This window comes from Roseimarinus sediminis, from assembly GCF_050433125.1.
Taxonomy (GTDB): domain Bacteria; phylum Bacteroidota; class Bacteroidia; order Bacteroidales; family Prolixibacteraceae; genus Roseimarinus; species Roseimarinus sediminis.
On sequence record NZ_JBNPXV010000008.1, the window covers coordinates 188,154 to 201,187 of the forward strand.

At 41.0% G+C, this 13,034-nt stretch carries 8 protein-coding genes; 2 read left to right on the forward strand and 6 right to left on the reverse strand.

Annotated elements, in window-relative coordinates; all coding sequences use genetic code 11:
- The 6 genes from FHS86_RS12290 to FHS86_RS12315 form a co-directional block, all read right to left on the reverse strand.
- The coding region (locus FHS86_RS12290; protein WP_429413911.1) for a hypothetical protein at nucleotides 1-1,056 on the reverse strand (1,056 nt) is incomplete at its 3' end.
- A gap of 21 nt (nucleotides 1,057-1,077) precedes the next feature.
- On the reverse strand, nucleotides 1,078-3,675 hold the full coding sequence (locus FHS86_RS12295; protein WP_429413914.1) for a T9SS type A sorting domain-containing protein: 2,598 nt from the start codon (nucleotides 3,673-3,675) through the stop codon (nucleotides 1,078-1,080).
- A 6-nt stretch (nucleotides 3,676-3,681) separates the two neighbouring features.
- Nucleotides 3,682-4,638 carry a hypothetical protein gene (locus FHS86_RS12300; protein ID WP_429413917.1) on the reverse strand — a complete coding sequence of 319 codons (957 nt, stop codon included), beginning with the start codon at nucleotides 4,636-4,638 and terminating at the stop codon, nucleotides 3,682-3,684.
- A gap of 9 nt (nucleotides 4,639-4,647) precedes the next feature.
- Nucleotides 4,648-6,465 (reverse strand): SusD/RagB family nutrient-binding outer membrane lipoprotein, encoded by a 1,818-nt coding sequence (locus tag FHS86_RS12305; RefSeq protein WP_429413919.1) that lies wholly within the window; start codon nucleotides 6,463-6,465, stop codon nucleotides 4,648-4,650.
- 6 nt (nucleotides 6,466-6,471) lie between these two features.
- Nucleotides 6,472-9,558 (reverse strand): SusC/RagA family TonB-linked outer membrane protein, encoded by a 3,087-nt coding sequence (locus FHS86_RS12310; RefSeq protein WP_429413921.1) that lies wholly within the window; start codon nucleotides 9,556-9,558, stop codon nucleotides 6,472-6,474.
- Nucleotides 9,559-9,989: 431 nt separating this feature from the next.
- On the reverse strand, nucleotides 9,990-10,874 hold the full coding sequence (locus FHS86_RS12315) for an AraC family transcriptional regulator (protein ID WP_429413924.1): 885 nt from the start codon (nucleotides 10,872-10,874) through the stop codon (nucleotides 9,990-9,992).
- Nucleotides 10,875-11,199: 325 nt separating this feature from the next.
- Between FHS86_RS12315 and FHS86_RS12320 the strand changes: the two genes are divergently transcribed.
- Both FHS86_RS12320 and iolB read left to right on the forward strand, forming a co-directional pair.
- Nucleotides 11,200-12,132, forward strand: a complete 933-nt coding sequence (locus tag FHS86_RS12320) for a class II fructose-bisphosphate aldolase (RefSeq protein ID WP_429413927.1) — start codon at nucleotides 11,200-11,202, stop codon at nucleotides 12,130-12,132.
- Nucleotides 12,126-13,028, forward strand: a complete 903-nt coding sequence (gene iolB, locus FHS86_RS12325; RefSeq protein ID WP_429413930.1) for a 5-deoxy-glucuronate isomerase — start codon at nucleotides 12,126-12,128, stop codon at nucleotides 13,026-13,028. Before FHS86_RS12320 ends, iolB begins: the two co-directional genes overlap by 7 nt.
- Nucleotides 13,029-13,034 lie beyond the last annotated feature (6 nt).

Consider the following 13,034-nt stretch of genomic DNA (forward strand, 5'->3'; position numbering starts at 1 on the left):
GCCTGCTGCATTGTAAATGTCGACCAGTGCCAATGAGTCGCGTTCCATTCCCTGGATATCTGTTTTCAGATTTACAACAGTACGGATATCAAACTCAGGCACAAGTGACGACTGTGCTTTACAAGTGTAAGTCCCTTCGTCAGGGATGCCTACATTTGAAATGGTCAGTTGGGCATCGGTACCAACAGGTTCATCAACACCTTCTTTGAACCATACATAAGCTTCACCTCCATCAACAGTTCCATCCAGAGTAGCGTCGCTACCACCGGCTACAGTTTGTGTTTCTTCTTCTTTCGCATATTGATAATCGTCGCTAAACCCTGCATATCCGGCTTTCGCATCGTGGTAAGGTTTTACATCGGCAAACGAGAAGTAGTTACCTGTCAGCTGAACTTTGCTGCTGGCACCGCCATTGGCCAGTTCAACAAAGGGCAGCGGGCCTTCAAGCTTGTTGTTCTGCAGGTACAACCTTGTGAGCTGTGTTGCATTCTGGATTGATGCAGGTACCGTACCTGTGAAATCGCTTTCGTGCAAATAAGCTTTGGCCAGCGATGGCAGGTTGAACAGGGCTTCAGGTAGCTGGCAGCCTAACTTTGTTGCCTGGAAGTTGATCTCACTCAGGGCTGTCATACTTTCAATTCCGGCTGGAAGGTCGCCTGTAATATTGGTAAACTTGATCTGCAAACGGGCAATCTTCGTACAGTTCCAGAGTTCGGCAGGTATGCTTCCGTGGATGTCAACATAAGTACGGGCATCTTCGTCTCCTTTAATCTCCAGTTTAGTCAGTTCGGTAAGTTGTCCGATGGATGGAGATATTGTACCAACCATGTCGCTTTGGTACAATGCCAGTTCAGTTACACGGCCGTCAGTAACCACAACACCTTCCCAGGTATCAACAGTTCCAACAAGCCAGTTGCCCTGGTTGGCCCAGTTTGCTCCGCCTGCTGCATTGTAAATGTCGACCAAGGCTAGAGAGTCGGCTTCGTTCACTTGTGCATTAGTACTTGTATAAGAGAAGCACAAGATCAATGCTAGGATAAGATAAAAGTTCTTCATAACTAATTTTTGTGTTTTTGATTAGTATTCTTTCAAAAATCGTGTATTGAATGTGTTATCATTTTCGTCGATAATCAACATCATGTAAAATCCATTCTCCAGCTGACTGATGTCGATTGTTGATTCATTCTGCTGAAGTGATAAAGTGCATTGGCCAAATAAATTGTAGATTTTGATTTCTTTCATTGGCGTATTATTCTTACTGCTAATAAAAAGTTGATTTTTAGCAGGGTTCGGATATACTTTAATCTGATCGTTCTGCCATTCATTGATAGCAGTTACAATTCCGAAAGTTGCATATATTGTATCGTTCCCGGTAATGGTGTGCCAGCGTTTTTCAGCCGACTGATTTTCCCAGGTATCGCCCAACCTGAAGTTGAAGCTGATTTCATCGCCCACATTGTAACCACCTACGGTTGTAATATAAGTAGATGCTGAATGATTAAACGACTCCATTTGGACTCCTGTTGTCCAGTCGCCCTGGATACCCATCAGGTAAGGGATGAGGTCTTCAGCGTTTGTCTCATAACCATCAAGGTCAAGAATGAAGGTCACTTTATTGTTTCTGTAGCCAAAGAAGGTATCTCCTGAAAAGTTCTTTTCTGAAACTTCAATCACAAGATTCCTGCCTTCGCTGATGATTTCATCTGTATTGATCTCATTCGGAGTGATTTCAATTGTAATGATGCCGTTCCCATCTGTAGTCCGAACAGTATCGTATTCTACTGTTGTAGTTCTTTTAAGTACCGTCCAGGTATAGCTTCCTGGTGATAATTCTACAGTTTTGCTCCAAATGTGATCACCTGATGTTGCATCTCCATTGGTGCCATCATCGAAAAGTGCAAATGGCAGGCTCTTCAAGTCTCCTCCGATGAAAATGTTATTCAGGCTTTGCGTTCCATCTTCAACAGTAATAGTAATTGCCTGTCTGTTTTCTACGATCAAATTCGTTACCTGTACCGGACCAAATGATTGCAATGCTCCACCATATAGTCCGTTTAATTTTCCCTTAGTGTAGTTAATGATGATTTCATCAGCCGACGACAGAGATTCAGTCAATACCAGTTCTAATGTTTTAGAAATAGTCGGATCTGTTGGCCCCGGATTGAGTACAATTGTTGCCACCGCTGTTGGTGTTGAACTGTTAACAACAAAGTCGGTTACATTAAATGTTACCGGATCAATGTATCTGTCGAAAGTGATAAGAATACCGCTACCATCCACACGGGTTTTAGCGCTTACAACCAAAGGAGCAACTCTCGTTTTGTTTTGTACAGCTAAATTGTTGAAGGATTGCAACTCACCTCCATTTGCACATTTAATGGTTCCCTGCGTATAAGACAGTATGACCTCTTCTGCATTAATAACGGGCGATGACAGTTCAAGCACATAGGTGTCGTTTAATCTCCCGGTACGTTTAAGGTTGGTGACTGTAATGTTTTTACCCCCGCTTGTAATCTCAAATTCACTGCTTTGAGCCGATGAAGGTAAGACCATTGGCTTGTTGAAAGTTATCTGTAGCGTATTTCCGCTATACGATGTTTCGGCATGTTTAATTACCGGCGTTGATGGGGTAAAACGCACGTAAATGGGCTTGCTAAAAGAGTTGACATAGTCTACGTTAAGGTCGTTTAAGCGAACAAGCTCATTTACAACCAATGCCTTATACTCTCCCGTATCGCTTGCCGATACACTGTTGATAGTGTATTCTGATCCACTTTTGTAGGTATTGAATCCTTTTTTATACCATTTGTATTCTCCGTTTTCACCTCCAACATTTGTTGACAACGTTACCTTCTCTCCGGGCGAAACAATTATCTCCCGTTCACGCCCCATATTGGTTAACTGACGTGCCTCATACTTAATATCGCCGGGGTTGCTAAAAGTCTGGAAATACTTAACAGAAGCTTCCCAATTGGCAAAGGAAATCTGATTGTTATAGACATAGAATGCGTCACCACTGGGGCCGTAATGTTCTACAATTTGTTCGGGAGTCCAGAAATCGAAAGTGGGTATACTGTCTAATAGATTATACCGAAGATTACAAAAACTAAGATTAATGCAATTCCGAAATGCTTCGGACAGAATTCCACTGAAATATACGCCTTCAATATCAATTGCTTCGAGATTCTCCTGAAATAGTTCATCAGGCAACTCAGTTCCTTTCAATCCGATATTTCCGTTTACTTTAAACCATTTTAAAGCAGTAAGAAGACCAACTTCTTTTGGAACGTATCCTTTCAAATTATTGTCACCTGCAGATCGTCGGCTAATTGTTGGGAGAAGATGAATGACTCGCCAAACAGAGTCGGTTGTATTACCAAGCTGTTGTTTTTCCAATAATACACCAAACCAGTCTTTTACCGGCCCTTCGAGCCATTTTCCCATTCCCGCATTTGGGTAGATGTCAGTATGGTACTCCAGCACATTATCACTTAAGTCGTTTATCGAAAAACCATCCTGGTTGCTTTTCCAATTAGGCCCGTCGGTTGCGTTATAGAAGGCAACCAATGCCAGCGAATCCTGCTCCAAACATTTGGTATATCCGCTGTAATCCTGAGCGCTGGCTGAAAAGATGAAAGCCAGTGCAAAAAAGTATGTTAATAACTGTTTCTTCATCTTTACTTATTTTTGAGTTACCACGTCCATTTCAATTACATAACTTTCGCCTTCATACCATTCTGTATTAGTTGGATGAATGGCTTTAATCATGGCCAAACCATATTTGTAAGAGTTTGCAGATGCAAAATCAGTCTGAAAGCCGATGATGTCGCCCACCTTAATGTCGGAAACATAAGTAGCTCCATTTTTCAGGGTATCGTTACTGGCAACGTAGGATAGTTCCGCCGCCGTTAAAAGTGGAAATTCATCTGTTGAAATTGAAGTTGCTTTTTTCAGTTTTGATTTGTTCCTGATTTGCATGCTGGAAGAATAGTGCCAGTCGTAAGGCGCTACCAACATTGCACTGGAGTTTTCTACAATGAAAACAAAATCGAGTGCCTCCTGAACCTTTAAGTTTGCTTCGCTTATGGGTTCGTAATTAGGAAGGTAGTGATACACTTTACCATCAAGGCTTGAAAAACCGTCGGTTTTCGAACTATTATTAAAGTACAAAGCAACATTGTTGTATTTTACAATACCCGGTACGGTAATTACTTCCTGTTCAATGGTTAACTTACCCTCGCCATCAACCATTCCGAATGTAAGTATAGAATTTAGTGAATCCTGATTGACAATATAGTTGTAATAGATGTCAATACTCTTTACATTTTTCTGAATGGTTCCATAGGTGTGGTCAATAAACGGATCGTTACCTCCCGAAGGAATGGTATATCCTGTTCCGCTTCCACCGGAAACCGATGAGGAAACGGTGAGTGATTTTATGGCACTTTCGGAAATTACATCAATTTTGAATGATATGGTGTCACCTATTTTTCCACGGATATAATTCACCGGGACTATGGTAAACTGTGCCGATGATTCAGGATAATCAATCCGGTAGCCCTCTTCAACATCGTAACAGCTGTTTAAAACAATGGCAACGAGGCTCAGTATGAATGCTATTTTTAGATATTTATACATAGTCATAGATTATTGATCGTTATTTTTCCACCAAAACATTGAATTCCAGTTGTTGTCGTACCACGATTTAAACTGCGTACCGTATTCGGCATCTCCTGCACGGCATGGATACTCTGCTTTGTAAGTAGGTTCCTGAAATACCGGCATTTGTAAAAAGTCGCTTCCTTTGGGCTGCAACAGCCACATTAAGGCAAGGTTCCTATCGCCCTGTCCGGTTACCGGAATATCAAAAGCAGTTGCGTTGGCATTGGCTACGTTTACGCTGTTGGTTGAAAGTTCAGAACCAGGATAATCAGCCCTCGAAGGGAATTTAGTTCCACTACCGGTGGCCACATAAGCTTCAGCTCCTGAAGATGCTCTCCAACGTGGCAACATCGTCCGACGATGGTCGAAATAGGGTTCGAAGTTTAACAGGAAGCTTGCAATCCACTTTTGTTCTGCAATCAGTGTCAATTTATCTCTTCCTCCCTCGTAGTCAACACTGGATTGTGCAAGGTAATCTTCAATGCTTTGAGGCGCTGCATCACCAAAGGCCCTGGCATATTTTTCTGAATCGAAGGTTGCACCAAAATGATCAAAAGAAGATTCTATCGATTTTTCATAGTATTCTTTTGCCGTAATATCGGTGGATGTTAGAATTCCTCTTTCAACTGCTTCGGCCAGGAAGGACAACATTTCAGAATAAGTGGCCAGTGCCAAAGGCTTTGTTGCACTCTCCTGCGTGGCTGTTCCTTTATCGTCTTCCACCCTGAAGAATTCTCCAAGTTTAGAAGCATAGTTGGCTCCGTCGTTCCACGATGATGCATAGGCATTATCCGTGGTTATGCCATAAAGGTGACCAGCATATTTATCGGTGCCTGGGTTACTGGGCAGAACGTTGCAAGTTGGATCGTCGTGAACATATTGTACGGGACGTGCATATACCGGCAAGCGAGGATCGTTAAGTGATATTAAACGCTCTATAAATATGTTGCTAAAAGGGGCTTCGTTCATTTTTGCTGAAGACAAGGTGTAATAGCGCGATTGGTATTGTGATCCATCGTAATGGAAGTATGCATTGTCTTCGTTCGAAGTCATAACCGGATAAGTGTTTGGATCCGATACGATTTCATTGATTAATGCCGTTGCGGAATCGGGAGCTGCCTCGTACATGTACATGGCATAGCGGATAAGCATGGTGTTGGCAAATTTTTTCCACTTCAGCATATCGCCACCGAAAATCAGGTCGGTTTGACTGTCAATCATACCAGAGCTTTCGATGGATGCTCCAGCTGACTTCAGTTTATTGATGAGCACGAAATACAATTCTTCCTGTTTATCGTAAACCGGGTCGATAGGGGCATTTTCTGAAATGGTTTCAGAATAAGGTATGTCGCCATACAGCAATGTTAGATTGAAAAAATCGTAGCATTCCCAGATGGTGGCTACAGCCTGGTAATTTACATCACCCATTGCAGTGGCAGCATTTCGCATTTTTTTGATGTACCTGACAGCAGTGTATCCACCTCCCCATGGACCATCATAAGCTGAATCGTCGAATGCATGCCATGCCTGATGGCGGTTTCCCTGGCTTAAACTGATGGTTTTTCCATGATACTCACAAACGACCGGAATTACATTCCAATGTATATAGTCCATACCTGCAATGCCGTACCAAATCATATCGAGCATAAACTGGCTCGGATCATAATCGGTGGTATTGGTTTCGTCAACCGCTGGCGGGTCGTTAGGGTTTTCATTGATATCAGCCTCCCAGGTATCGCAACCCGATACAGCCAGAATAGCGATAAGAATCAGATAGTTCAGTATGTGTTTAACTTTCTTCATGACAATTTAAAATTTAATGTTTAACGAGAAACCATAACTACGTACTGAAGGTGTAGAAGAAACAGCATAGCCCGGAACCTTCGATCCATAGCCGAAGTCGCTGCCTTCTTCAGCATAGCCAAAAGTCTCCGGATCGATGTGCTTCACTTTTGACCACACGGCCAGATTCCTTCCTATTACTGCAATGGTTGCTGTTTGTATGAAGGTCTTTTTCAACCATGTTTCAGGAAGTTTATACGCTATCCTGAGTTCCCTCAACTTTAGGTAGGTATCATCAATCAATTCATTTTCAGGAGCGGTTTCTTCCATTTGGGTAGCCCAGTATTCCTGTCCGCTTTGTCCACCTATTTTGCCGAATTTTTCCAAATCAGCCAGAGTCAGTTTACGATAGGTACCGTCGGCTTCTTCAACCATGCCGTCAGGAACAATACCTGTACGGTCGTTCAGTAAAGTTGCTTCCGACAAGCCATACATATTCAACTTTCGTTCAATTTCATTGTAGATCAATCCGCCATAGCGTAAATCAAATAAACACGAGAAACTGAAATCTTTGTAGTTAATGCTATTGCTCATCGAAGCCATCCAGTCGGGATTGTAATTTCCCAGCACCCGGCGTTCGGTTAAGCGTGTATCGCCCGACAAACTGTAAAGGCGTTCTCCGTTAGGCGCCCTTTCGTAGGCTTGTCCATAAAAGGTACCACGGCGTTGTCCTACACGATCTTCTATGTAGATAAACTCATTAACTCTTTGTGTTTTATTGAAATCGGGTTGATCAACCAGCAATTCATCTACATAAGTCCGATCCAGCGACCAGTTGAATTGGAGGTTCCATTCCAGATCGTTTGTTTTCACAGGAACGGTGTTCAAAGTAAGTTCTACTCCCTTGCTACTGATTTTACCTGCGTTCATCATTTCATATTGGCGACCTCCCGAGGTGATCGATTTATAGGTCTTCAATATTTGATTAACGGTAGATGAAGTATAATAGGTAAAATCCAACTCTATTCTACTATTGAATAAGCGAATGTCCGTCCCGATTTCTTCACCGGTAGTTAATTCCGGTTTAAGGTAGGGGTCTGTGGTATAGTCAACCGGCGAAGGGTATGTTTCACCGGTTTCACTGCTTGTACTCCAGTAATATTTATCGGCTGTAATAAAATATGGCTGAGGAATGTCTTTACCTACTTTTGCCCAACTGGCCCTTATTTTCCAGAAGTTAATTGTTTCAGGAAGTTCGAAGATGTCACTCATCAATGCCGATAAGGTAAACGATGGATAAAAGAACGAATTGTTATCGGGATGAAGGGTTGACGACCAGTCGTTACGGCCCGTAATATCCAAAAATACTTTACGCTGATAATCAAGGTTTATAAAGCTGTAAAGACTATTCCGTTCCAGCTTGCTAATTCCATTGTCTATCCGAATGGGATAATCGCGATTATTCAAATTGTATAAATCCACAAAATGCAGACCTCTGATTTCTCCCTGTATATAATTGGTCTCTCTTCTGTAATGAGTTCCACCAAACGAGATTTTATAATTAATTATACCAGATAAGTTGTTTTCATACGATGCTAAAAACTCTGCGGTACGATCCCATGTATTAGATTGCCCGTTTTTGTAATAACCATACAACTCCAATGGCTGACCACCGTCGTAATGGCTGTATGCATGTTTTTCGTAGTATTCATTATTGGTATAATTTGTACCAAAACGTCCAATAACATTCAGATGTTTGGTAATGTCATATTGTGCCTGCATGTTCAATATTACCTTTGAGTCGGTATAAGAAAATGGCATTTCGTATTGCACAAAATACGGGTTGTTTGCACTACGGCGGTAATTCATTTGCTGATAGCCCTCCAAACCAGGGATCCAGTAATCTTTTAAAGCGCTAATATCGATGCTTCGTGGGATAAACCGCACGTCTACCTGACGGTTGTTCGGACAATATGTTCTAAGGTAATTCAGGTTGGCATTGAACGTTAATTTGTCGAACATCTTAAAACCTGTACTCAAATCGAACCTGTTTTTAGTTAATCCCGTATTGGGCATAATCCCTTTTTGGTCGGTATTGGTATAGGAAAAACGCATGTTACCGTTCTCATTGGCTTGTGATAACGAAACATTATTCACGTAAACATGACCTGTTTCATAAAAATCTTTCACATTATTGGGATAAGCAACCCAGGGATCATATCCGGTGAATTGGTTCCTTGGCTCTCCATCGAATGCAGGCCCCCAATTATAACGGGTGTCGTCGAATGTTCCCTTGCCATTACCATCGTAATAGCTGTACTCTCCGCTTTCTCCCATTCCGTATTTATTCTGATATTCAGGCAAAATCAATGGCGATTGAAAAGTGGAATTTGAGTTGACTTCAACTGTTATACCTTTGCTGCCCTTGCCCGATTTCGATGTGATAATTACCACACCTCCACCTGCTTCGGATCCATAAAGTGCCGCAGCTGCAGGGCCTTTAAGTACAGAAATACTTTCAATATCATCGGCAGCCACATCGTTCGCGCTTCCTCGTACACCATTAATAATGAATAAAGGATCGTTGTTGCCTGCCAGTGACGATTCCCCGCGGATAACAATTCTTGAACCACCACCGCCAATAGCGCCATCACCCTGAATGATGTTCACTCCTGATAATTTGCCGGAAAGTGCATTAATTACATCCAGTTCTTTGACTTTTGCGACCTGTTCTCCTTTAACATTCTGAACAGCATAGCCCAATGCTTTTTCTTCTCTTTTAAGTCCGAGTGCTGTTACAATTACATCGCTGATTTTCTCTGTAAGTGGGTTAAGTACAATTGCATAATAAGTTTCGTTTCCTACAGCCTGTGTTGCAGGTTGCATACCAACAAAAGAAATGTTGAGTGTGTCGCCAACAGAAGCTTTGAGGCTGAAATTTCCATCAATGTCTGTAATGGTTCCGGCCGAAGTTCCTTTGATAACAACATTAACTCCGGGTATCCCCTGCTTATCTTCCGATGAGGTTATTCTTCCTGTTATTTGTTGTTGTGCAAAGGTTACTACGAAACTCGACAGCAGTAAAATGGTCGTAAGTAAGGTTCTCTTTTGCATCTATTAAATTTTTTTCAGTTTAATCATAAGTTTAGTGTTATCTAAATATTAATTGAGCATTGAATCAGTTCTAATATTTCGTCAATAAAATTAGAATACAGTGGTGTAAATACTGCCATATTTTTTGCCTGATACTAATGCTATTTTAGCCTAATATCTCTTTCGGGAGTGATTAATGTTAAATTTAGGATGTAAATTATGCTACCTCGAAGATAATCAGGCGCATTTTCATACAAGAGAATTGTAATAATTGCAACAGCTTGCTGCCACAGGTGACAATGTTAGACAATAATTATTAAGAGAATGTAAGGACATTGTTACCTGAAAGGCAAAAGAATATTGCAATTCTGTTAATTTGCTTACACATATCTCAAAGAGTCAATCTTAACGTCATTTTATACAATATAATAATAAGGGGGAAATTACGCTGCTTAATTTTTATTGACCTCTTCCCCTGAATATGCAGCCTTATACTCTGATGGAGTTAGCTTTACAATTTTTTTGAATTGAACGTTGAAATGCGAGAGATTATTGAACCCACTTTCGAAGCAGGCCCTTGATACCGACATTTTTTCTTCCGCAATTAACTTACAGGCATGCCCAATTTTGAACTCGGTAAGGAATTCAACAAAGGTTTTCTTTGTGTGTTTCTTGAAGTAACGGCAAAAGGCAGTAGGGCTCATACTTACCGTAGAAGCAACATCCTCAAGTTTTATTTGTTTGTCGAAATTATGGATAATGTATTCATGGATTTTATTGAATCGGTAAAAATCGTACGTGTTTACCATTTTTGAGTAACCAGGACTTGAATGGTAACGAAATTCATTTGAATTAGACATCTGATCAAGCAATAAAATAAACTCGGTTATACGCTCCAATCCCGAAGAACGGAAGATCTTCCTCGTGCGTTTATTCAGCTCCTGTCGTGTTTTTCCGGTAAACTGAATGCCTCTTTGTGAGCGTTCAAGCAAGTTCTTGATTTGCCCCATTTCCGGAATATTGATAAAATTCGAGTCGAAGATATCTTTTCGGAATTGTATAACATGTGCTTTTGTGTTAATCATATTTTTTTTCTGCAGATAAATGTCGTCACTTTTCCACCAGTGAGGGATGTTCTCGCCAATGATGCTAATATCACCTTCAGTAAATCTGCTAATATCGTCTCCAATATAACACGTACCTACACTCTTGATAACCAATAATATTTCTATTTCCGGATGAAAATGCCACGGTACAGTAAAATGTGGAATTTCTTCATCAAGGAAAATGATTGGCTGCTGAGGCTCTGTAGAAAGTTGTTGATAAAATGGTTTCATTTTTTTATTAAAAATAACATTTACGGGATAAATATAAAGAATCCGGCTAAGATAGCATTAGTATAAGGCAAGAAAATTAATACAAAAAGGTCAATACTCCTCTACTTTTATAATCATAAAATCAGGACTGAAGTTCATTCAATAAAAATGAATAATGCTTGAATCCAGAATTGACTGAAACCATTGATAAAAAGTGTAAACATTTGATTAATTGCGCTTTTATAGCTTAAATGCTGTTAGTGGAATTTAGCCCTGTTTACCGAATGATCAAAATAATGATTTTTGTCATAAAACAAACATTAAGCTGACAGACAAAGCAGAACTTATGCAAACCGCAATCGAACATATTTTTAGTAAAGCATATAGCCGTTTTGGTCTTGGTGCATTCAATGTATTCAATGCCGAGCAGGTGCATGGTGTATTCAGGGGAGCGCAATTATCCCAAATGCCGGTAATCATCCAAATAACGCCTGTTGCCCGTAATTATATGTCTCCAGAAGTTTTGCAGGCAATTATATTATCAGTTGCAAATCAATATCAAGATGTAGAATTTTCAGTTCATCTCGATCATGGTAATTATGAACACTGTATTGACGCTATCCAATCTGGTTTTTATGATTCTGTCATGATTGATGCTTCACATGAATCATTTGAAGAGAATGTTCTAATTACAAGCGAAATTGTTAATGAAGCACGAAAGAAAAATGTAGCAGTGGAGGCTGAGCTCGGGGTGCTTAGTGGCGTAGAGGATGATCTGTCAATCGATAGCTGTCGCGCCTTCTATACCGACCCTGAGCAGGCAAAAGAGTTTGTGGAAAGAACAGGATGCAACAGTTTGGCAGTTGCTGTTGGTACCAGCCATGGTGCGTACAAATTCTCTGGTGGACAAGGGCTCCAAATTGAAATTCTGAGGAAAATCAATGAATTGTTGCCCGGTTTTCCTTTAGTGCTGCATGGAGCTTCGGCTGTTCCAGCAGAAGAAGTGGAGCAAATTAACCAAAATGGAGGACTTTTAAAAACGGGAGCTTCAGGATTGAAAGAAGAAGAACTACTGGAAGCCATTCGATTGGGAGTATGTAAAATTAATATTGCCACCGACATGCGTTTGATTTGGACGCGTGTGCATCGTGAATTTTTCAAAGCTACTCCTGAACTTTTCGATATGGTTGTCCCCGGGAAAACCTATATGAATGAGCTGTCTGCATTTGTGGCAAAGAAATGCACCATGTTGAAATCTAATCTTTTGAAAGCATGTTGAATCAGTATATAAAAATTCCGTTGTTGGTGAAAGCCAATGACAAAAAAGTGAGTTATCAATGCATTTCTGCAGATGAAGTTGGGTGGAAACACTTGAATTTTGAAAGCAGAATGTTACAACAGCATGAAACCTGGGAAGGAAATACCGGGCAGAACGAAATGCTATTTGTTTTGCTTGGTGGAAACTTTTCAGCACAAACCGATCAGGGATTTTGGGAAACCAAAAACGGGCGGAAAGATGTATTCAGTGGTTTACCCCACGCTTTATATCTTCCACCTAATACCAACTATTCCATTAAGGCATCCAGTCAAGTTTTGGATTTAGCCTGTGGCTGGTGTCCTGCCGAAGAAATTCATCCTGTTCAATTCATTACTCCTGAAAAGGTTGATGAAATGGGCATTGAATTTCGTGGTGGCGATAATGCCAGCCGGCAAATCAACAGTATTCTTCCCCCGGGATCCGATTGTCAGCGTTTAGTGAGTGTTGAGGTTTATACGCCTTCAGGCAACTGGAGCTCTTTCCCTGCTCACAAACACGATGAGGTGAAGATCGATCCGGAAACAGGCGCTGTGAAAGAAGCCAGTTTGGAGGAGATTTATTTCTACAAAGTGGATCAGCCACAGGGCTATGCCATGCAGAAGGTTTATACCGACGATCGTAGTTTGAACCAAATTACCGAATCGCATAACAACGATGCCGTATTGGTACCCCGTGGTTATCATCCTGTTGTAGCCTTGCACGGATACAACGTTTATTACCTGAATTTTCTGGCCGGAAGTCATCAAAGCCTTGCCAATACCGACGATCCTGACCACAAGTGGATTTATGGTACATGGAAAGGTATGGATGAAAGAATTCCTATGGTGACACTGGATATGAATTCAGGTGAAAAGTAATAACTG

What these genes read in the sequence shown, in the direction of transcription:
- FHS86_RS12310 (WP_429413921.1), bottom strand. Translation starts at nt 9,558, where the DNA reads ATGCAAAAGAGAACCTTACTTACGACCATTTTACTGCTGTCGAGTTTC.
- FHS86_RS12300 (WP_429413917.1), bottom strand. Translation starts at nt 4,638, where the DNA reads ATGTATAAATATCTAAAAATAGCATTCATACTGAGCCTCGTTGCCATT.
- FHS86_RS12295 (WP_429413914.1), bottom strand. Translation starts at nt 3,675, where the DNA reads ATGAAGAAACAGTTATTAACATACTTTTTTGCACTGGCTTTCATCTTT.
- FHS86_RS12320 (WP_429413927.1), top strand. Translation starts at nt 11,200, where the DNA reads ATGCAAACCGCAATCGAACATATTTTTAGTAAAGCATATAGCCGTTTT.
- FHS86_RS12305 (WP_429413919.1), bottom strand. Translation starts at nt 6,465, where the DNA reads ATGAAGAAAGTTAAACACATACTGAACTATCTGATTCTTATCGCTATT.
- iolB (WP_429413930.1), top strand. Translation starts at nt 12,126, where the DNA reads ATGTTGAATCAGTATATAAAAATTCCGTTGTTGGTGAAAGCCAATGAC.
- FHS86_RS12315 (WP_429413924.1), bottom strand. Translation starts at nt 10,874, where the DNA reads ATGAAACCATTTTATCAACAACTTTCTACAGAGCCTCAGCAGCCAATC.